This window comes from Deltaproteobacteria bacterium (genome assembly GCA_016177765.1).
Classification (GTDB): Bacteria; UBA10199; UBA10199; order JACPAL01; family JACOUP01; genus JACOUP01.
The window spans coordinates 833,442-851,949 of record JACOUP010000008.1; the positions used below are offsets into that span (position 1 = coordinate 833,442).

At 52.4% G+C, this 18,508-nt stretch carries 23 protein-coding genes and 1 tRNA gene; 10 read left to right on the plus strand and 14 right to left on the minus strand.

The genetic code is table 11. From position 1 onward, the window contains the following. Positions 1 to 2: 2 nt before the first annotated feature. A complete protein-coding gene (gene tnpA / locus HYS22_06455; GenBank protein ID MBI1909794.1) occupies positions 3 to 461 on the minus strand; it encodes an IS200/IS605 family transposase in 459 nt (152 codons plus the stop codon). A 175-nt stretch (positions 462 to 636) separates the two neighbouring features. Continuing rightward, positions 637 to 3,573, minus strand: a complete 2,937-nt coding sequence (locus tag HYS22_06460) for a vitamin B12-dependent ribonucleotide reductase (GenBank protein ID MBI1909795.1) — start codon at positions 3,571 to 3,573, stop codon at positions 637 to 639. A gap of 356 nt (positions 3,574 to 3,929) precedes the next feature. Between HYS22_06460 and HYS22_06465 the strand changes: the two genes are divergently transcribed. After that, positions 3,930 to 4,541: a YcbK family protein gene (locus tag HYS22_06465; protein ID MBI1909796.1), complete on the plus strand. Its 612-nt coding sequence runs from the start codon at positions 3,930 to 3,932 to the stop codon at positions 4,539 to 4,541. 1 nt (position 4,542) lies between these two features. Here HYS22_06465 and HYS22_06470 read toward each other — a convergent pair whose 3' ends face one another. Continuing rightward, on the minus strand, positions 4,543 to 5,418 hold the full coding sequence (locus tag HYS22_06470) for a L,D-transpeptidase (GenBank protein MBI1909797.1): 876 nt from the start codon (positions 5,416 to 5,418) through the stop codon (positions 4,543 to 4,545). 120 nt (positions 5,419 to 5,538) lie between these two features. On the opposite strand from HYS22_06470, the gene HYS22_06475 reads away from it, so the two are divergent. Beyond that, positions 5,539 to 5,736 carry a hypothetical protein gene (locus HYS22_06475; protein MBI1909798.1) on the plus strand — a complete coding sequence of 66 codons (198 nt, stop codon included), beginning with the start codon at positions 5,539 to 5,541 and terminating at the stop codon, positions 5,734 to 5,736. A 2-nt stretch (positions 5,737 to 5,738) separates the two neighbouring features. Beyond that, on the plus strand, positions 5,739 to 6,107 hold the full coding sequence (locus HYS22_06480; GenBank protein ID MBI1909799.1) for a hypothetical protein: 369 nt from the start codon (positions 5,739 to 5,741) through the stop codon (positions 6,105 to 6,107). 8 nt (positions 6,108 to 6,115) lie between these two features. Here HYS22_06480 and HYS22_06485 read toward each other — a convergent pair. The 6 genes from HYS22_06485 to aroF all read right to left on the minus strand — a co-directional run bounded on the left by HYS22_06485 (position 6,116) and on the right by aroF (position 8,957). Continuing rightward, positions 6,116 to 6,189: transfer RNA gene (locus tag HYS22_06485), tRNA-Arg, on the minus strand. A gap of 130 nt (positions 6,190 to 6,319) precedes the next feature. Next, on the minus strand, positions 6,320 to 6,649 hold the full coding sequence (gene atpE / locus HYS22_06490) for an ATP synthase F0 subunit C (GenBank protein ID MBI1909800.1): 330 nt from the start codon (positions 6,647 to 6,649) through the stop codon (positions 6,320 to 6,322). A gap of 23 nt (positions 6,650 to 6,672) precedes the next feature. Continuing rightward, complete coding sequence (gene atpB, locus HYS22_06495) at positions 6,673 to 7,374, minus strand: F0F1 ATP synthase subunit A (protein MBI1909801.1); 702 nt, start codon at positions 7,372 to 7,374, stop codon at positions 6,673 to 6,675. Next, positions 7,367 to 7,729: a hypothetical protein gene (locus HYS22_06500; protein MBI1909802.1), complete on the minus strand. Its 363-nt coding sequence runs from the start codon at positions 7,727 to 7,729 to the stop codon at positions 7,367 to 7,369. The genes atpB and HYS22_06500 overlap by 8 nt, the downstream gene beginning before the upstream one ends. After that, on the minus strand, positions 7,705 to 7,941 hold the full coding sequence (locus HYS22_06505; GenBank protein MBI1909803.1) for an AtpZ/AtpI family protein: 237 nt from the start codon (positions 7,939 to 7,941) through the stop codon (positions 7,705 to 7,707). Before HYS22_06505 ends, HYS22_06500 begins: the two co-directional genes overlap by 25 nt. Next, the gene (gene aroF, locus HYS22_06510; protein MBI1909804.1) at positions 7,941 to 8,957 is read right to left on the minus strand and encodes a 3-deoxy-7-phosphoheptulonate synthase; all 1,017 of its coding nucleotides are present in this window, start codon (positions 8,955 to 8,957) and stop codon (positions 7,941 to 7,943) included. Before aroF ends, HYS22_06505 begins: the two co-directional genes overlap by 1 nt. 66 nt (positions 8,958 to 9,023) lie before the next feature. Here aroF and HYS22_06515 point away from each other — a divergent pair, with 66 nt between their 5' ends. Together HYS22_06515 and HYS22_06520 are read left to right on the plus strand one after the other, a co-directional pair. Continuing rightward, entirely contained in the window at positions 9,024 to 9,302 is a 279-nt protein-coding gene (locus tag HYS22_06515; GenBank protein MBI1909805.1) for a DUF507 family protein, read from the plus strand. A gap of 33 nt (positions 9,303 to 9,335) precedes the next feature. Next, the gene (locus tag HYS22_06520) at positions 9,336 to 9,608 is read left to right on the plus strand and encodes a DUF507 family protein (GenBank protein MBI1909806.1); all 273 of its coding nucleotides are present in this window, start codon (positions 9,336 to 9,338) and stop codon (positions 9,606 to 9,608) included. Here HYS22_06520 and HYS22_06525 read toward each other — a convergent pair. Continuing rightward, on the minus strand, positions 9,605 to 10,801 hold the full coding sequence (locus HYS22_06525; protein ID MBI1909807.1) for an Ig-like domain-containing protein: 1,197 nt from the start codon (positions 10,799 to 10,801) through the stop codon (positions 9,605 to 9,607). The genes HYS22_06520 and HYS22_06525 overlap by 4 nt on opposite strands. 64 nt (positions 10,802 to 10,865) lie before the next feature. Beyond that, positions 10,866 to 12,149: a glutamate-1-semialdehyde 2,1-aminomutase gene (gene hemL, locus HYS22_06530; protein MBI1909808.1), complete on the minus strand. Its 1,284-nt coding sequence runs from the start codon at positions 12,147 to 12,149 to the stop codon at positions 10,866 to 10,868. 83 nt (positions 12,150 to 12,232) lie between these two features. On the opposite strand from hemL, the gene HYS22_06535 reads away from it, so the two are divergent. Further along, positions 12,233 to 13,000 carry a hypothetical protein gene (locus HYS22_06535; protein ID MBI1909809.1) on the plus strand — a complete coding sequence of 256 codons (768 nt, stop codon included), beginning with the start codon at positions 12,233 to 12,235 and terminating at the stop codon, positions 12,998 to 13,000. Here HYS22_06535 and HYS22_06540 read toward each other — a convergent pair. Further along, the gene (locus tag HYS22_06540; GenBank protein MBI1909810.1) at positions 12,990 to 13,718 is read right to left on the minus strand and encodes an SDR family NAD(P)-dependent oxidoreductase; all 729 of its coding nucleotides are present in this window, start codon (positions 13,716 to 13,718) and stop codon (positions 12,990 to 12,992) included. The genes HYS22_06535 and HYS22_06540 overlap by 11 nt on opposite strands. Positions 13,719 to 13,764: 46 nt before the next feature. Here HYS22_06540 and HYS22_06545 point away from each other — a divergent pair, with 46 nt between their 5' ends. The 4 genes from HYS22_06545 to mutY are packed head-to-tail and all read left to right on the plus strand — an operon-like array spanning position 13,765 to position 16,705. Then, positions 13,765 to 14,514, plus strand: coding sequence for a 7-cyano-7-deazaguanine synthase (locus tag HYS22_06545; GenBank protein ID MBI1909811.1), 750 nt, complete (start codon positions 13,765 to 13,767; stop codon positions 14,512 to 14,514). A 10-nt stretch (positions 14,515 to 14,524) separates the two neighbouring features. Next, complete coding sequence (locus tag HYS22_06550; protein ID MBI1909812.1) at positions 14,525 to 14,932, plus strand: 6-carboxytetrahydropterin synthase; 408 nt, start codon at positions 14,525 to 14,527, stop codon at positions 14,930 to 14,932. After that, positions 14,932 to 15,666: a type 1 glutamine amidotransferase gene (locus HYS22_06555; GenBank protein ID MBI1909813.1), complete on the plus strand. Its 735-nt coding sequence runs from the start codon at positions 14,932 to 14,934 to the stop codon at positions 15,664 to 15,666. The genes HYS22_06550 and HYS22_06555 overlap by 1 nt, the downstream gene beginning before the upstream one ends. After that, on the plus strand, positions 15,656 to 16,705 hold the full coding sequence (gene mutY / locus HYS22_06560; protein ID MBI1909814.1) for an A/G-specific adenine glycosylase: 1,050 nt from the start codon (positions 15,656 to 15,658) through the stop codon (positions 16,703 to 16,705). The genes HYS22_06555 and mutY overlap by 11 nt, the downstream gene beginning before the upstream one ends. Here mutY and HYS22_06565 read toward each other — a convergent pair. Continuing rightward, positions 16,700 to 17,962 (minus strand): patatin-like phospholipase family protein, encoded by a 1,263-nt coding sequence (locus tag HYS22_06565; GenBank protein ID MBI1909815.1) that lies wholly within the window; start codon positions 17,960 to 17,962, stop codon positions 16,700 to 16,702. The two genes, mutY and HYS22_06565, sit on opposite strands and share 6 nt — an antisense overlap. A 13-nt stretch (positions 17,963 to 17,975) precedes the next feature. Beyond that, the gene (locus tag HYS22_06570) at positions 17,976 to 18,449 is read right to left on the minus strand and encodes a TIGR00725 family protein (protein ID MBI1909816.1); all 474 of its coding nucleotides are present in this window, start codon (positions 18,447 to 18,449) and stop codon (positions 17,976 to 17,978) included. Positions 18,450 to 18,508 lie beyond the last annotated feature (59 nt).

Consider the following 18,508-nt stretch of genomic DNA (forward strand, 5'->3'; position numbering starts at 1 on the left):
TTTTAGCCAGCAGAATTTATTTGGTCGGCGGTGTGGATTACTTTCGCAATCTCGTTGTCTCTCTCCCATTCCCCAAGGGTGGATCCTTCCCTGTGGTGTTCCTTTTGGTTCCTAATATATTGCCGAATCCTTGGAATAACATCTTCTGAAACAGTAAAAACTCCATAACCGACTTGCCATTTAAAATCTACTCCCAAGCCAGATGTGTTTGTCAGATAGTGGGAACTGCTCCCTTTTAGATCCTTCATAAAGCGAGCAAGGTTTTGAGTCGGGGGAAGCTGGACAAGGAGATGAAGGTGATCTTCGATCCCATTCATTTCTAGAAAGACACCATTGAGCTCAACCGTTTTTTTCCTGAGAAACGGATAGAGTCGTTTTTCAACCTCAGGTTGAATGAATGGTTCTCTGTTTTTGGTGGACCAAACGAGATGATAGAAAAGGCGATGGTAGGATCGAGTCAAGTTTAACTTCACAGGGTGATCTTGGGTAGTTCTATAGGAAATACAAGAGAAAAATCATCAAAACCCATAGGACTCTGACTCTAAAAAACCCTCTTACGAAATTCCGGGAGGAATTTACCTAAGGACTTCTCTTTGGGGACCGCTTCGAGCCGCCGAATTTATTCGGTCGGCTTCTTTACGAACACCCCACACTATTTCCACAAGAGAGGCATTTGTAACAGGAACCGTTTCTGACGGTGACATGACCGCAGATGTCGCAAATCGGGGCATCCCCCATCAGTTCGGCCAGCGCGGTGTCCATCTCTGAGGGACCACTCTCTTGAGTCACTTCATCTCCAGGACCGGTTAATTTTCCCGCAGGTGCGGGCGTCGTTGGTAAATGTCCGTTCCCATTTGTCACCGGGATTTCATCAACCGTCTTCGGTTTGAGATGGACAAAATCGGTCCGCCCCAGATAGTGCATCCCCAGAACCCTGAAGACAAAGTCAACGAGCGAGGTGCACATCTTGATATTCGGGTGATCGGTCATCCCTTGTGGGTCAAACCGGGTGAAGGTGAAGGAGTTGACGAATTTTTCAAGAGGGACGCCGTACTGGAGACCAATCGAGACAGCAATGGCGAGACAGTTGATGATGCTTCGGTAAGCCGCCCCCTCCTTGTACATATCGATAAAAATTTCACCCAAGGCGCCGTCTCCATATTCACCGGTGCGAAGGAAGAGTTTGTGGCCGCGGATCGACGATTCGAGGGTGAACCCCTTCCGGATTTGTGGCAGACCCCGTCTTTCCCCACGGACCAGTTCCATCTTCTCTTCTTTGATCTCTCCTCCCTTGGACTGGGCCTTGTTGGTGCCGGTATTGAGCGGTTGCGAATGTTTGGAGCCATCGCGGTAGAGGGCGATCGCCTTGAGCCCCAGCCGCCAGGACTCCATGTAGATCCTTTCAATATCATCGATGGTGACATGATTCGGCAGGTTCACCGTCTTTGAGATAGCGCCGCTGATAAATGGCTGGGCCGCCGCCATCATCCGGACATGCCCCATCGGCTCGATAAACCGGACCCCGTCACCGCTTTTGTTGGCGCAATCAAAGATCGGAAGGTGTTCCTCCTTGAGTCCGGGGGCCCCTTCGATCGTCCCTTTTTCCAGGATATGGTCCTGAATCGTCTGGCATTCTTTGGCTACGTAGCCGAGCTGACCCAAGGCCTTGATAACGGACTGGTTGATGATCTTGAAGTGACCACCACCGGCCAGCTTCTTCCACTTGACCAGAGAGAATTCCGGCTCGACACCAGTGGTATCGCAGTCCATCAAGAGACCGATTGTTCCCGTTGGGGCAAGGACGGTCGTCTGGGCGTTCCGATATCCGTGATTTTCCCCCATCCGGACCGCTTCGTCCCAATCTTCCCTGGCCGCCTTGAGGAGATCAGACGGGCAGAGACGGGCATCAATCTGGTAGGCCGCATCCCGGTGTTTCTTCATAACCCGGAGTGTCGGCTCCCGGTTTTTATCAAAACCGGGGAAGGGACCTGTTGTTTTGGCTGTTTCGGCACTGGTCCGGTAGGCATGACCGCACATAATCGCTGTTAGCGCACCGGCGATCGCCCGCCCCTTCGGACTGTCGTAGGGAATCCCCCAGAACATCAGAAGTGTCCCAAGGTTGGCGTAACCGAGACCCAAGGGGCGATAGTCATGACTATTCTGGGCGATGGTTTTTGTAGGGTAAGAGGAGAAATCAACAAGGATCTCCTGGGCCGTGATAAAGATCCGGCAGGCGTCACGAAAGTCGTCGATCTGAAAACGTCCCTGGTCATCCAGGAACTTCATCAGGTTGAGCGAGGCCAGGTTGCAAGCGCTGTTGTCGAGGAACATGTACTCGCTACACGGATTACTGGCATGGATCCGATCAGTATTGGAGGAGGTATGCCAGTCGTTGATGGTGGTGTCGAACTGCAGACCGGGATCGGCGCAGTGCCAGGCCGCTTCCGAAATTTGACGCATGAGCCAGCGGGCATCATGGGTGTCGCAGACCTCGCCGGTGGTTCGGAAGGTGGTTTGCCACTTGTCACCGCGAAGAACGGCATTCATGAATTCATCAGTGACCCGGACCGAGTTGTTGGAATTTTGTCCGGAGACGGTATGATACGCCTCGCCGTTAAAATCGGCGGGGAACCCGGCATCGATCAAGGCCTTTGCCTTCTTTTCCTCCCGGACCTTCCAGTTGATGAAGCCGGTGATCTCGGGATGATCAATGTCCAGGACCACCATCTTGGCGGCCCGCCTGGTCGTGCCACCTGATTTGGTGGCCCCGGCCCCCTTGTCAAGGACTTCGAGAAAACTCATCAGGCCGGAGGAAGTCCCGCCGCCGGAGAGTTTTTCCTGATGGCCTCGTATTTTTGAAAAATTAGTCCCGGTTCCGGAACCGTACTTAAAAAGCTTTGCCTCATTTTTGGCGAGGTCGAAGAGGCTCATCAGGTCGTCATCCACCGCCTGGATGAAACAGGCGGAACACTGGGGGTGCGAATAGGCGTCGGTCGTTTCACGGATCGTCTGAGAAATCGGATCCCAGTGAAAGTTGCCACCGCTTCCACCAATTTTATACTCATGATAAAGACCGCAGTTAAACCAGACCGGGGAGTTGAATGCCCCTTTCTGATTAATGAGCAGGGAGGTCAGTTCCATCTCAAAAGTTTCAGCATCCTCGGCATTCGCAAAGATCCCCTGGCCCTCTCCCGCTTCACGAATCGTATGGGCTACACGATAGACCAACTGTCGTGCAGAAGTTTCCCGTTCCATCCCCGGTACCCCAGCTTTTCGAAAGTATTTTGAGGCGGCAATATCAGTGGCTAGTTGCGACCATGATTTGGGGATCTCCAGGTTGTGCATTTCGAAGACAACCTTTCCATCCGGTTCAGTAATAACGGAAGACCGCTTTTCCCACTCGATCTGGTCGAAGGGAGACAAGCCAGGCTGGCTGAATTTCCGGGAAAAACGCATCCCCTCCCCAACGGTTTGGAGGGATTTCGCCCCTTGGGTGGCACACCCTTGGAGGACCCCCCCTTTCCCGACAGTTCCAGCGACTTCTTCTCTTTTTACTTGAACGGCTGGCTTCATGACCCCCCCTTTAAAAACACTCTATATTGTATGCTTAAGCATATACAACCACAAGATATAGTGTGTCAAGAAACCGGTTCCCTCTTGGCAGATCGGGCTCGCGGCAAAGCCGCAACTGGTCCATTTTTGCCTCAATTTTGGGAAAAATTTTGGGGTCTTGTGTCAATTTTGTCTCGGTGGAAAAGGAATTTAGCTAGAAGGCCTGCCGCCTTATCCCGATGTCCACCCCGCTCTTTGATATTGACAAACCGATGATCTTGTCAAAGAAAGGAAGCAACCCCCGTTGCCAGGTGCCGATAATAGGCCCGTTCCTCAAGATAAATAGATATTTAAGGAGGATTTTCCGCGTGAGATCAATGAAGACCGTTTTTGCATCCCTCCTTCTTTTGTTGACCCCTCTGGCGATAGCCCAGGAGTCAGCGCGACAGCCGAGCTTTGGGGGGATCAGGGCCTTGGCCCTGAAAGACCCATTTTTGCTGTTTGAACTGGAACAGGGGAGAGAAAATAGCGCCCGGCATTTTGAGGGGGATGGGCACCTTCACCTCGTCAACCCGAAAAATCATGAAGAGCTGGATATCCGCTACCGGGATGAGAATGGCCGCTATGATCTGGCGAAGATTGCGGAGATCCGTCACCTCCTCCGGTGCCGCCTGACCGGGACGGAGGCCGAAATCCCGCTGGCGCTGATCGAACTGGTCGACCGGATCCAGGATCATTTTCGTGCGAGTGAGGTCCACGTCCTTTCGGGCTACCGGAGTCCGACCTTAAATGAGAGTCTCTGGAGGCGTGGCCGCCGGGTGGCCCGCCATAGTCTTCATATGCAGGGGATGGCGATGGATATCCAACTCCCCGGTGTCCCAGCCCGCCGACTCCGAGACTACGCCAAGAGCCTTCAAAGCGGCGGCGTTGGTTACTACCCACAGAGACACTTTGTCCATGTGGATGTTGGCCCTGTCCGTTATTGGTAATCTATAAAAGAAGTTCTTCGAGGGGGATTTCTACCTTCTTCGCGGGGGTCAATGTAGGGCCCAACTTCTCCATATTGATATCCCTTGAGTCGATCCCCAGGGAGAGGAGTTTCTCCAAAATCATGGGGAATAACGGGGGCCTTCGGCCATAGATGTCCGGATAGACTACCAGGGAATCATCCACCACACGGACAGGGTCGTAGATCACCTCCACAGGGACAGGCTTGGCCAGTCTGGTGACAAAGGTCTGTGTCCTGTTTCGCGAGTAGAGATCCAGGTAGGAGGCCTCTTTTTTTTCCGAGAAATGGGTTTGCAGGAACCAGGCGAGCTCGATCACATCCTTCTTTTTCATCCGGACACAGCCGTGGGAGGCGGCCTGCCCGATGAACTGCTCCTTGTTGGTGCCATGCAGGAGGAGCGATTCGCCGAGCGGCATCTTGGCCGGTCCGAGCGGGTTGTTTGGACCCGGCGGTGTCGGTTTTTCCCCGGCGGCCCAAGGGCTATCCGGGGGGAGCCACCAGGGGTTCCAGACAATGGTGTCAATTTCCCGACTGCCGGTAGGGGTTTTGTAACCGACGGTCCCGACGGAGATCGGGTAATCCTTGATCCCCCCCTCCCCGTCATCGAAATGAAGCCTTCCGGCAGGGATGTTGATCACAATCCTGACCGGAGGGGCAGCGTTGGGATCTTTTACCAAGAGGGGGGAGAAGAGTTGCTCCGAATCGAGGAGGTTCCACCCCTCCCGCTCCTCGAAAAGCCCCTGTTCATAGTAATTCGCCAAGGGTGGTTCACCCAAGGGTGGTTCACCCAAGACCCCTCCGGTAAAAAGCGGCCCCGGCAAGAAAAAGAGGGGGGCCAATAGGACGAGTCGTCCCAAATTAGTGAGTCTAATTATACCCATATATCTCTCATTATGATTGTACCATAAATGGGGAGGCTAGAAACCCTAAATTCTTGACACCATTTTTAAACAGAGTTAGATCGGCAGATCTTTTTTATGGATAGGGAGATTGACCTGAAGGAACTGGAGCGGGCTTGTGGCAAGAGGGTGGAGGTGATCGCCTTTTCCCTTTCCTACACCGGTCTCTTGAAGGGGGTCGATTGGGAGAAGGGGACGATCCAGGTGGTGGATCGGGAGGACAAGGCGGTTTTGGAGATCGAACGGATTACCTCTTTTAAGATTCTGGAGGGGTGAGGATGATGAGAAAACTCTTTTTTTGGGGCCTGTTTTTCCTTCTCTCTCGGGCGGCCTACGGTTTGCCTGTCGAAGAAAAAACACCCTTGGGTGAATCACCCTTTCGTGTCGTGATCTCCAGGATTTCCGATTATGGTCTTTTCAGGGAAATCCGGCAGAAGATCCGGCAGTCGGCGACCAATGTAAAAATGGTCCCGGTTTCTGAGACACCGCAGTTGATTGAATTTGAAGTGACTTCTACCGGAAAACCTGCTGATCTAGTGGCAACACTCCAGTCCAGCCTGGCCGACAGAGTTACCGTGGAGTTGAAAAATCTCCCTCGGGTGGATCACCCTTCGGGCATTCAGGAAATAACAATCAGCCCGAAGTAGTAAAAATGCGCGCCTGGCGTGATTCGAACACGCGACCCCTTGCTTCGTAGGCAAGTGCTCTAATCCACTGAGCTACAGGCGCTTGTTGAGCAGCGGTCGCGTAGGCGGCCGGTGCGATTACGAGCGCTTGTCCCTAGTTTGGGGACAGGTGCTTTGCGCAAAAAGACCCGGCTAGGAATAGCCGGGTCTTCTCTCAAAGTCAAACAGGACTACTAGATCTTGCCTTGTAGCAAGAACGCAATAACCAGGGCGTAGATGACCAGTGACTCGATCAGCGCCAGGGCAATGATCATCGACGTCTGCACCTTGGCCGCGGCACCGGGATTGCGGGCAATCCCTTCCAGAGCCGCTGCGGCGGCACGCGACTGACCCAAGGCACCGCCGAAGGCGGCGATGGCGATGCCAAAACCGGCGGCAATCGCCAGGGCTGATTTTAAACTGCCTCCGTCAGCAACGGCAGCCTCATGTTCTGCGGCAAACGCTACGGCTGTGATCAGAAAACTCCCTACTGATGTTGTGAGAGCAATCAAAAACCGTTTCATGACTTTCCTCCTTTCTTTAAAATTTAGTGATGTTCCTCATGGGCGGTGGCCAAGCCAACGTAGATGATCGACAGGAGGCTGAAGACAAACGCCTGAATGAAGGCCACGAAAACCGCGAGGGCCATAAAAACGACAGGGAGCAAAAAGGGGACCAGATGGGAAAAGATCCCCAAGACAAGATGATCCCCCGTGATATTACCAAAGAGACGCAGTGACAGGGAAACAGGCCTGACCAGGTGGCCGATCATCTCGATCACAAACATCAACGGGGCGAGCCAGACGATTGGCCCCATAAAGTGCCTCATGTAATTTTTAAACCCGTGGGCCCGGATTCCCTGGTAATTATAATAGAGAAACACCGTGATCGCGCAGGCCAGGTTGGTATTAATGTTGTCCGTCGGGGGGAGAAAGCCGGGGATGACCGACAGGAGATTGCACAAGAAAATATAGATGAAGAGGGTGCCGATCAGGGGAAAATATTTTGGGGCTTGAGACCCCATGACCCCTTCCATCAGTGAGAGGATATTTTCGACAGCCACCTCGTAGAGGTTGACCAGACTCAGCCCTCCTTCCGGCACCAGCCTCTTTTCAACCTGTCTTAATTTCCCGGAGACCAGAAAGGCGGTGATGAGAATAACCAACACCACCAATCCGGCCGAGAACATATGGATGTTGTGGTGACCAATCGCCGATGAAATCAGGGAAAACCAGGTAAAATCATGCATGAAGTATATCCTTAACAGCTATGAGGAGGGCGGCTATAAAGATGTTGGAAAGCCCCACCAAAAGCGGGACTGCCGTAACATGGGTCTTGAGAAGAATCAAGCCGATAATCACGAAAACGAAGAGGAATTTCAGGATAAAGGTGACCACCAGCCGCCTCTTTCCTGCTGTTGAGAGCCCCAAAAGACTACGGACGATCTGCCGGATCAAAAAATAATTGGCCAAACCAACAAAGACTCCAATTGTCAGACTGACAACGGTCTCCACCGATCGGGTCCAGAGGCTTCCAAGGATCATGAGGCCACTGACACCAATCAGGAGGCGACCGAGTCCTATTTCTTTCGGTTGTTCTTCCATGTCAAGAGACGGATCAGGTTGTAGAAGCCGCCGATCGAACCGATCAGCAGACCGGTCAGGGTGAGCCAGGGGGAACTACCCCATTTTTTATCGAAGTAGGCCCCGATCATCAAACCGGCAACGACCGTGATGGCAAGCTGAAAACCAACTGCGCCGTAAATACCAAAGGCGATAAGAGAAGAGTCTGGTTTTTTTTTGTCATTAAGGGCCATCAGAGAATTCGTCCCATGACGGGGGCGAGGGTTTTAAGTTTACTCATCAACTCTTCGAAACGGGCAAACGTCAAGGATTGTCCCCCATCGGAGAGCGCCTCTTCAGGGCAGGGGTGGACCTCCACCATTACCCCATCGGCCCCTGCGGCGATGCCGGCCATCGCCATCGGGATGACATAAGCCCAATGACCTGTCCCGTGGGAAGGATCGACGATCACCGGGAGGTGTGTTTCCTTCCGGAGGACCGGGATGGCATTCAGGTCGAGGGTATTGCGCGTCGCTGTTTCGAAAGTCCGGATCCCTCGTTCGCAAAGAATGACATTCGGGTTGCCGCCGGTGATGATATATTCGGCGGAGAGGAGCCATTCCTTGATGGTGGTGGACATCCCCCGTTTGAGGAAGACCGGTTTTTCACACCCCCCCAGTTCTTTAAGGAGGGAAAAGTTTTGGACATTCCTCGCCCCAACCTGCAGGATATCGGCATATTTAGCGACCAACGACACATCTTTTTGATTGAGGACCTCCGTAATGACCGGGAGCCCGGTTTCCTCACGGGCCTTGGCCAGCAGTTTTAACCCCTTTTCCTCCAACCCCTGAAAGTCATAGGGAGAGGTCCTCGGTTTGAAGGCCCCCCCGCGGAGGATCTGGCCCCCCATCTTTTTGATGGCCCGGGCGGTTTCCAAAATCTGCCTTTCACTCTCGACGGAACAGGGACCGGCCATCACACAGATCCCCTTGCCGCCGATCCGGGCCTCCCCTACCTTGATAACCGTTTTTTCTTTTTTGATCTCGCTCGAGGCGAGCTTGTACGGCTTGGAAATCGGCACCACTGCCTCCACCCCCTCAAAACTCTGGAGGTCCAGGAGGTCAGTTTTTTTCTTGTCATGCCCGACCGCCGCAACGACATTTCGCTCCTCGCCATGGATGATATGCGGCTTGAAACCGAGCTCTTCGACCTTTTTAACAACGGCGTCCAGCGACTCCTTGCCGGCGCCGATTTTCATGACGATGATCACAATCTCTCTTTCTTCTGTTGATAAGCTCCTTGTCAAGCGGCAAATCCCGTGTTAATCGGAGGATTGATGAAACTCAAAAAAGAACAGATCCACAGGATTGCCGCGTTGGTGACACGACGCCTGAAGGAAAAGGGGGTTGTCTTCAAGGTTTCTGAGGAAAAGATCCTGGCCAAGGCCGATGCGGTGGTCCTGAAAAACATGGATGAGGAAGAGGCGATTGACCAGCAGGTCCGGAAATATCTGGAGAAGTACCAGACCGAAATCAGCCGGGGACAGGTTGATCCCCAAAAAATGTTTTTGATGATCAAGAAACAGATCGCCAAAGAAAAGAATTTTATCCTGTAGGGGCGAGGTGACCTCGCCCTTACGTAAGACACGATGCACTTTTCCGAAGACAGATTAACGCATCTCGCCCATCTGATCCATGATGGCCTCTACAAGGATGACCTGGTTGACTATCCCGATGAGGACAAGGCCTTGAGAGAAATCAAGAAGGTGTTGATGGAGTATCTCCACCTGGATGAAGCGATCGACGAGACTGTCCGGGCCAAGATTACCTCTCAGCGACGAGGGATCGCTGAAGGGAGCCGTGAGTGGGAGATCCTCTACAAGAAGTATTTTGAGGAAGAACTGAATAAAAAAAGGTTTTAATCCTGCTCCACGGCGCTTCCGGAATTAAAGGTGAGATTATCAGCGGTGAATTCTGTGGTTCCGCCCATGCCGTAGGAAGCCCCATAGATGGCTAGGAAGAGATTGCCGGAGAGATTGGGCTGAGTGATGTTATTGCCGATCTGGGTAAATGAAGATTGCCCCTCCGCCTTTCGGAAGCAACTAAAAGTTGTCCCGCTCCGGACGACCCTCAAGGTGATGCTGGTCGAGACGGTAAGGTTAATGGATCCAGCCATGGCAACTTCAGTGAGGGCGCAGGAACTCCCTCCCTGGGCGGCAAGGGTACCACTGGTGTAGGTTGTTGTGGAACAACCGGTGGCGACCTGCCCGCAGAGGAGGAGATTGCTTGTTCCCTCACCCATTGTTGGGGCCACACCGATGCCGACGATGGTAGTTGTTGCTTCCAGAAACATCGAAGTAAAGGTAATCTCGGCACTGAAATCACCGGAAACCTCCTTGGCGAGCGAGGGGACCGTGTTGAAGCCGTTTTCCACACTTATGAAATCGGTGGAGTGGTCCAGCTTGACACGCTCACTGGCCAGGGTGATCGCTGCTCCGGAGCTACCGCCGGCGGCATTCTTCTGGTTGGAGCTATTGCTGAAGACAAAACAGTTCGCCAGCGTTTCTGCATTGCTAAAATCATCGGAACTGCCGCAACCACTGGTCATGGTATAGGCAAGATTTTCCGCCAAAGGGTTCCCTGTGGCATCCTTGACGCCGTCCGACCCTCCGACAACCGTCAAGGTACAGGAACGTCGCTGGGAGATGTTGGCATCGGGGTCAAAGGTGAATTCGTTGTCGGCAATCCCATCCGAGTCGGTAGAGGCGGCGACCTTACCAGTCACGGCGGTTCCGTTGCAGGAGAGGGTGACGGTGTTTGTAGAGAGCGAAGTGGTGTCCATCGCCTCGGTGAATGTGAACAAAAAGGAGGAACTAACCCTGACCGTGGAGCCGGTGCTGGCCAGGGTGTTACCGGAGGAATCCTTGAGGGTAGAAAGGGTTGGTGCGGTAGCATCTTTTTCTGGGGAGGTACTCCCGTCCTCCGAATCTTCGGTTGAACCACCACACCCCCAAAAACCAAACGGGAGGAACCAAAGACCAAACGAGAAGAAAAGGAGACCTACGAGAAGCCACCGGCCAGCAATAGTCTTGATTTGCCGAAGAGAAGAAAACACATACCTTATTCTACGCCCTTTCCAGGATCAGGGCCAGTATTTTTATGGAATGGTACATCGGCCGCTAGAGTGCCTGAAAGGCCTTTTCTGCGCTGTCCAGTGTCTTGCTGATTTCCCATTCAGAGTGACTGATGGAGACAAACGCCGCCTCAAACGGGGAGGGGGGGAGGTAGACCCCTTGATCTAACATAGCATGGAAAAATCTTGAAAACTTTTGGGTATCACTTCTTCGAACCTCCTCAGCATTGGTGATTGGTCCTGCGGAAAAGAAAATGGTAAACATGGAGCCAGCCCGTTCCACGGTAACCGGGATTCCATATCGGCTGGCTGCTTCTTTGAATCCTTTGGTCAGTATTTGGGTCTTTTGACTGAGGGACTCATAAGGGTTGAGTTTTTTCAGCGCCTCCAGTGTGGCAATCCCGGCGGCCATGGCGATCGGGTTTCCCGAAAGAGTTCCTGCCTGGTAGACCGGCCCTTCGGGGGCGACGAGTTGCATAATTTCTTTTTTGCCGCCGTAGGCCCCAACCGGAAAACCACCGCCGATAATCTTTCCTAATGTTGTCAGATCCGGCCGGATATTATAGAGCTGTTGAACTCCGCCGAAGGCCACGCGGAAACCGGTCATCACCTCGTCAAAAATGAGAAGGTTTTTCTCGCGGTCGCAGAGTTCCCGGAGTTTTTTCAAAAAATCGAGGCGGGGGAGGATGACTCCCATGTTGCCGACAATCGGTTCGATAATAACCGCCGCAATCGCCCCAGGATTTTTTTGAAAGAGTTCTTCAACCCCCGCGATGTCGTTGTAACGGGCGATCAATGTGTTTTGCACAAACTCTTCCGGTACACCGGCGCTGTTGGGAATCCCCAGTGTTGCGGCACCGGAACCGGCCTTGACCAGAAGGGTGTCCGCATGGCCATGGTAACAACCGTCAAACTTGATTATTTTTTTTCTCTTGGTGAAGGCGCGGGCGACACGCAAGGCCCCCATCACCGCCTCCGTTCCGGAATTAACAAAACGGATTTTCTGTATTGAGGGAAAGGCTTCTTGAACCAAAGTGGCGAGGGTTATTTCCGATTCTGTGGGAGTTCCAAAACTAGTCCCCCGTTTGAGCGCCTGTTTTACTTTTTTAATCACGAAGGGGTGATTATGCCCGAGAATCATCGGCCCCCAACTGCCGACATAATCGATATATCGGTTGCCATCGGTATCCCAGAGATGGGGGCCTTTGGCCTTTTTGATAAAGAGTGGCGTTCCGCCGACCCCTTTAAAAGCACGGACGGGACTGGAGACCCCGCCGGGCATCAGTTGAGTTGCCTGTGAAAAGAGCCGTTCGGATTCTGTTGTTCTCACAGGACCCGTTCCTATAAATGATCGCACCCTATTGTCAACGATGTTGACAAACAATGCTGGTAGGCGATAGAGACGCCTGAAGTATGACACTCACTGGTGTTCCGTGGAAACCCAAAAGACCTGAGGTGACTGCAGAGATCAAGACGTCACTTTCCAACCAGAAAGGGGCGATGCCCTCCTTTTTGATGGTGGTGACCTCCTTCGTGTTGGGGATCTTTATTGCCGGTCTTGTGGTCCTGGCTTACAACGGGTTCCAGCACCTGTTGGCGGGCTACCAGCAGAAACTGGAAGAGAGCAGTCGGTCGCTGGGAGAACTGACCTCGCAAACCTCTGAAATTCTCCAGCAGGTCAACGTGGCACTGGAGGAAAACCAGAGAAAGATTGAAGAGCTGGAACAACTGAAGTCGGAAATGGTGAAAACGCCGGAGCCGAAACCGGTGGAACAACCGAAGAAAGTTAACATTGAAAAGCCAAAAAATGTTGAGGCCTCTCTTTCCAAGATCTCCAAAGGAGTGGTTTTACCCAAGGATCCCCTTGATGAAGAGGTGGAACGGTTGACCTCCCATGGCATGCCGGAAGATTACGGACGCCGGAGCCGACTGATTGAACTTTATAAAAGGAAGGCGGAGAGGAACCCGACCGATGCCCATTCCCTCCTGATGGTCGGCCGTCTCTCCCAGCAGGTTGGGGATTACGCCCAGGCGACCCGTTATCTGGAGAAGGTCCTAGAGAAGAGTGGTGATAATCAGGAAGTCGTCGCCCGTCTGGCCGATATTTATAATGATTGGAAGATGCCTGAAAAGGCGGAGTATTATAAGCAGAAGCTAGCAGGTAGGGATATTAAAGACTGATTCCTCCGTCTAGCGGCAGAATCGCACCGGTCGCAAAATCAAGTTCAATCAGTGCCAAGATAGCTTTTACGAAATCGTCGGCTGAGCCAATGCGACGAAGGGGGACGTTTTTGACATAACGTTTCTTGGAAAGTTCCTGTTTTTCTTCAGGCCAGAGAAGAAGACCGGGGGCGATGGCATTAACCTGAATCTCCGGGGCCAGTTCAAGGGCGAGCGTTTTGGTCAAAGAGGCAATGGCTGCCTTGGTAACCACGTAGGGAAGGTAATTTTTATAGGTTCGAAAAACAGTACGATCGGCAATGTTGATAATCTTTCCCTCTTTTCTTTTTTTCATTCCAGGCGCAACCAAATAGCTGAGCCAAAAGGGGGCCAGGAGGTGGGTCCTATAATTTTTTTCCCAATCCTTTTCCGTAATTTTTTCAAAAGGAGTTCTTTCAAAGATAGAGGCATTATTGACGAGGATGCTAATTCCTCCCAGTTTTTTTTCAACGGCACGAACCATTTTTTCTAGAGAACTTTTCTGGGAAAGGTCGGCTTGAAAGATTTCAACGGTGCCTCCTTTCCGACGGATGAGAGATGCCGTCTCTTGGGCTTCCTTAAAAGAAGAACGATAGTGTAGCGCCACTTTGGCTCCTGCTCTCGCCAAGGCGATGGTGAGTTCGCGCCCCAGCCTTCGAGCCCCCCCTGTCACAAGAACAATTTTATCTTGAACATCCATTCTCTCTCAGGCTATAGAGGGGAGCGGCCGAAAAATCAAAAGGAAAATGAAGGCAGCAACTCCACTGATGGCACGGGTTTTATCGAAGGCGCTCAAACGGCAGCGGCCCAACACTGTTATTGTCATGGCAAGCGGCGGCTTGGATAGCGCCGTACTCGTTGCTGAGTTGGCGGCGAAGGGGAAAACGGTTTATCCTGTTTGTGTCAGAACCTGTGTTTCGTTCGAAAAGGCCCAGTTTCAGGCCCTGCAAAATTTTTTAAGACACCTTCCTTATAAGAATATTAAACCGTTGACCCAGTTACGGCTACCTGTCTCGACAATTCTTCCCTCAACCCACTGGGCCTTGTCCGGCTGGAGAGTGCCTCTGGCCAAAAGTTCTGATGAATCGGTCTACCTGCCGGGTTGGAATCTGTTACTCGTCCCTCCCGTTTTAGTCTTTGCGGCCCGGGAGGGGATCCCGTTGGTGATGCTGGGGCATCTTGCCAACAACCCCTATCCGGATAGTCAAAACTCTTTTTTTGAACAACTGGAACGTCTGGCCTCTATCGCCTTCCTCCGTAAAATCGGTATCCGACGTCCTTTCGCCCATTTGACAAAAGAAGCTGTTATCAGGCGGGGCCAGCATTTTCCTTTAGGCCTAACACTCAGTTGCATCCAACCGCGGAAAGGCAAACACTGTGGTGGTTGCAATCGGTGCGAAGAACGACACCGCTATTTCCTCAAGGCGGGCATTCCCGATCCAACTATCTATGCCAGGCTCAAAGGACTGTTGACGATTCAGGGGAAGGTACGGTAGAAAAACCTTCATGTACAGGGTCACCAAAGAGATCCATTTTTGCTACGGGCACCGTTTGATGAACTACAACGGGCCCTGTATGCACCCCCACGGGCATAATGCGAAGGTCGATATCGAGCTTGAAAGCGAGACACTGGATAAACGGCACATCCTCTACGAGTTTGGTGACCTGAAGGAGATTGTCAAAGGATGGATTGACCGGGAACTGGATCACAAAATGCTCCTACACAAGGATGATCCTTTAGTCCCAGCCCTTAAAAAACTGGATGAACCGGTCTATCTTTTTGATACGAATCCGACCGCAGAGGCGATTGCGAAACTAATTTACGACCAGGCCAAGTCTCAAGGGTTGCCTGTGGCCGAAATCCGCGTTTGGGAGACGCACACCTCCTTCGCTGCTTATCGAGGGAAGCCTTGATGCCCAAACTCCTTGTCCTCCAACATGCCTCCGCGGAAGGGTTAGGGACCCTTGAATCGGAGTTGAAGGAGAAAAAATTTGAGTTGGATGTCCGGCACCTTTACAAGGGAGACCCCCTTCCGGGGGAGGAGGAGTTTTTCAAAAATTACGTCGGGATTGTTTCAATGGGGGGGCCGATGAGCGTCAATGACCAGAAAAGGCACCCCTTTCTTGCCAACGAGGAAAAATTGATCGTCGCGGCACTGGAACGAAAGAGGCCGATCCTGGGAATCTGTCTTGGCGCCCAGATGCTTGCCAGGGCTTGTGGGATGAAGGTCTACAAAGGGCCCAAAAAAGAAATCGGCTGGCATGAAGTGCACCTGGATGATTGGTTTGCCAAGAGAAACCCGCTCTTTTTCCAATTGAAAGAGCCATTGGTTGTTTTTCAGTGGCATCAAGAGACCTTTGATGTCCCTGTCGAAGGGTATCGCCTGGCAAAATCCGAACATTATCCCTGTCAGGCTTTTTGTTTTAACGGGAACGCTCATGGGCTCCAGTTTCATCCAGAGATGACCGAGGCGATGATCCGGACCTGGGTGGGTGAGTCGCACGGAGAGTTGACTCCCACCGAGGTGGAGCGGATTTTGGAAGAGACACCGGTTCATCTTTCCAGTTTGCAAAAGATGGCCAGGAAGATTGTGACAGGATTTGCCTCGATCTGCCGTGATTCCAATACCCAAGCGAGTGGCCTTTAATATTTCCAAAAAATTACTGGAATGGTTTGACCGATCCCAGCGGGTTCTCCCATGGCGCGCCAATAAGGATCCTTACCGGATCTGGATTTCTGAAATCATGCTCCAGCAGACAACCGTCAAGACGGTATTGCCGTACTATGAGCGCTTCTTGCAAAAATTTCCGACCTTGCTGGTCTTGGCGAAGAGTCCATTGGACAAGGTCCTCACCGCCTGGTCCGGTCTTGGTTATTATTCCAGGGCGAGGAATCTGCACAAGGCGGCCGGTATCCTTGTGAAAAAGTATCGGGGGAAATTTCCAAAGGGTACGGAGGGGCTGCAGAAACTTCCGGGGATCGGTCGTTACACCGCCGGTGCCATCGCCTCAATCGCCTTCGATGAAAAAGTTCCGGTTCTGGATGGGAATCTGGTTCGGGTCTTGACCCGCTTCTTTGCCCTCCGCGGGGATCCACGAAAAACGCCGCTTTTGGAAGAATTATGGACCAGGGCGAGCTCTCTCCTGCCGCAGGAACGGTGTGGTGATCACAACCAGTCCCTCATGGAACTGGGGGCGACCGTTTGTCTCCCGAAGGAGCCGCTCTGTCTTTTTTGCCCTCTTCAATCCTTTTGTGAAGCGAGAAGGTTGGGAATCGAAGCAGAACTTCCTGAAAAAAAATGGAAAACTGTTTATGTAAAACGGTATCGTTTGGTAGCCTTGATCGAAAAGCAGGGAAAATTTCTTCTAGCCCAAAGGCCTCAAAAAAAACGGATGGGAGGGTTGTGGGAGTTTCCTAATTTTGATCTTAAAAATGAGGAGATCCCCGGTTCGCTCTCCACAATCACCGAAAAGGTTTTAGGGATCCGGATCCGGAACACCGTTCTGATGGGCAAGGTTTCCCATGCCATTATGAACGAACGGTTCGTAGTTCCGGTCGTAAAGGGAGAGGTTCAAGGCGGGACGCCCCAGAAAAACATTTATACCGATTTTCGCTGGATCGCCCCCGGGCAACTGGCCAACTACCCCTCCTCTTCCATTAATCGAAAGGTATTGGGGTTGTTATAAAACAGTCTCACCTCGTCGGATCTTGCCAACCAAAACCTCTTCTTCAAAAAACTGGATCAATTTGTCTTTTTGTCTCCGGGCATCTTCGTAACCCAGTTCGAACAATTCCTTGAGATAGGCCGGGTCAAAGAGGAGGTAGGAGAGCAGATCGGATTCGGTTTCCTGACCCGCTTGCGTGGCCTTGAAAAACATCCGGTGCCAGAGGGCCAGCTCCATCTTGAAGCCGTTTCTTCTGACAAAGTCGGCCGCCATTGAACCGATATCGGCCGATGGGTAGAGCGTCAGCTCTTCGATCTTTCGGATTCCCCGGCGGGGGATATGTTTCAGAATGTCATCCTGGGCGATCGCCTTGTTCAATTCCTCCAAGTATTGGGGGCCGTACAATTTTGTTGACCAGTCGATGATCCGGTTCATCCTCTTCATCATCGTCAGGTCGTATTCAAGATGGTCCAGAAAAATGGAGTTAAAAACCTTGCCGACAATATGCCCGAGTGAAGGGGGAACCGCTTTTTTTACCGGTTTTTGTTGGAGCGGAGAATAGCGAAGCGCGATGATCAGCACCTTTTCTGCCCCCAGGGCGACGGCCGGCGAGATCGGCGTTGTTTGCCGGAGACCCCCATCACAATAATAGGCCCCATCGACCTCGATCGGCGGAAAAAGAATCGGGATAGCGGCCGAGGCCATCGCATGGGTCTCGGTGATTGTTGTTTTCACCGCATCCGGTGTCCCGATGTACGCCAGGGGAGAGGTTTTTTCTAAAAAAATAACCAGTTGGCCGGTCCGGATGTCGGTTGTGGAAAGGGCCAGGGCCCCGAGGACCCCTTTTTTCATATTTTGCGGGATATTTTGCCAGGGGATCTCACGACCCAGAAACTCATGGAGGGGAGAAGTATCTTGCAACGATTTGTAAAAGGTGAAAGGGACCGCTTCATCACGACGCCGTTCCTTGATCCATCCCAACAGGTCATGTTTGATGGTCTGGAGGAGCGCCTTGCCAATAGAGAGGGCCCCCGTCTTGTAGATACGGGAAGGGGAGAGTGTTTCCCAGAGCCGACGGATCTCGCGTCCCTGTAATTGGGGATCATCGGCTGTCGCCGCCAGGAAACAGGCATTGATCGCGCCGACACTGGTGCCGGTGATAATGTCGAAACGGATATCTTTTTGGGGGAGTGCCGTTCGGATGAAGTGGACAACGCCCGCCTCGTAGGCGCCACGGGCACCGCCACCGGACAAGACGAGACCGATCAGAGGCTTCATCCTGCTGATTATATCAGATTAAACCGGACTTTTTCAGATGTTTTTCAATGAGGGAGACCGCTTCCGCAGGGGTTCTGCATTGAATGACACCAGGGATTTGCCAGGTTTCCAGCCCAACGACTAATTTCTTAAAGGCGAGGGAATGACCGATCTCGGAGAGCGTTCCGGGACCGCCGCCGATCGCGATCAGGGTATCAGAGGCCTGGGCGATAATGGCGTTCCGGGCATACCCCATGTTGGTGGCAATCGGAATAGTGACATAACGGTTGGCTTCAGAAGCCTTCCCCCGCGGGAGAATCCCGACAACGACCCCCCCTTTTTCAGAGGCCCCGCGAGAGACCGCTTCCATCACCCCTTCGAGTCCCCCGCAGATGACGATCCACCCGTTGGAAGCGACCCGCTGGCCGACCTCAAGGGCATAACTCAGGTCATTATTTTTCGGTTTGGAGGCCCCGATGATGCCGATCAATGGTTTTCTGGAACCCATGACTCTCCTTTTAAGGTAAAAAAGGCTTTTCTTGCAAACTGTTTTTTACTAAGTTGGTT

What these genes read in the sequence shown, in the direction of transcription:
- HYS22_06565 (MBI1909815.1), bottom strand. Translation starts at nt 17,962, where the DNA reads ATGAAGCCTCTGATCGGTCTCGTCTTGTCCGGTGGCGGTGCCCGTGGC.
- HYS22_06500 (MBI1909802.1), bottom strand. Translation starts at nt 7,729, where the DNA reads ATGGAAGAACAACCGAAAGAAATAGGACTCGGTCGCCTCCTGATTGGT.
- HYS22_06555 (MBI1909813.1), top strand. Translation starts at nt 14,932, where the DNA reads ATGCCCAAACTCCTTGTCCTCCAACATGCCTCCGCGGAAGGGTTAGGG.
- atpE (MBI1909800.1), bottom strand. Translation starts at nt 6,649, where the DNA reads ATGAAACGGTTTTTGATTGCTCTCACAACATCAGTAGGGAGTTTTCTG.
- HYS22_06465 (MBI1909796.1), top strand. Translation starts at nt 3,930, where the DNA reads ATGAAGACCGTTTTTGCATCCCTCCTTCTTTTGTTGACCCCTCTGGCG.
- HYS22_06460 (MBI1909795.1), bottom strand. Translation starts at nt 3,573, where the DNA reads ATGAAGCCAGCCGTTCAAGTAAAAAGAGAAGAAGTCGCTGGAACTGTC.
- HYS22_06515 (MBI1909805.1), top strand. Translation starts at nt 9,024, where the DNA reads ATGAAACTCAAAAAAGAACAGATCCACAGGATTGCCGCGTTGGTGACA.
- HYS22_06505 (MBI1909803.1), bottom strand. Translation starts at nt 7,941, where the DNA reads ATGGCCCTTAATGACAAAAAAAAACCAGACTCTTCTCTTATCGCCTTT.
- HYS22_06550 (MBI1909812.1), top strand. Translation starts at nt 14,525, where the DNA reads ATGTACAGGGTCACCAAAGAGATCCATTTTTGCTACGGGCACCGTTTG.
- HYS22_06480 (MBI1909799.1), top strand. Translation starts at nt 5,739, where the DNA reads ATGATGAGAAAACTCTTTTTTTGGGGCCTGTTTTTCCTTCTCTCTCGG.
- HYS22_06475 (MBI1909798.1), top strand. Translation starts at nt 5,539, where the DNA reads ATGGATAGGGAGATTGACCTGAAGGAACTGGAGCGGGCTTGTGGCAAG.
- HYS22_06570 (MBI1909816.1), bottom strand. Translation starts at nt 18,449, where the DNA reads ATGGGTTCCAGAAAACCATTGATCGGCATCATCGGGGCCTCCAAACCG.
- HYS22_06520 (MBI1909806.1), top strand. Translation starts at nt 9,336, where the DNA reads ATGCACTTTTCCGAAGACAGATTAACGCATCTCGCCCATCTGATCCAT.
- HYS22_06545 (MBI1909811.1), top strand. Translation starts at nt 13,765, where the DNA reads ATGAAGGCAGCAACTCCACTGATGGCACGGGTTTTATCGAAGGCGCTC.
- HYS22_06535 (MBI1909809.1), top strand. Translation starts at nt 12,233, where the DNA reads ATGACACTCACTGGTGTTCCGTGGAAACCCAAAAGACCTGAGGTGACT.
- HYS22_06540 (MBI1909810.1), bottom strand. Translation starts at nt 13,718, where the DNA reads ATGGATGTTCAAGATAAAATTGTTCTTGTGACAGGGGGGGCTCGAAGG.
- atpB (MBI1909801.1), bottom strand. Translation starts at nt 7,374, where the DNA reads ATGCATGATTTTACCTGGTTTTCCCTGATTTCATCGGCGATTGGTCAC.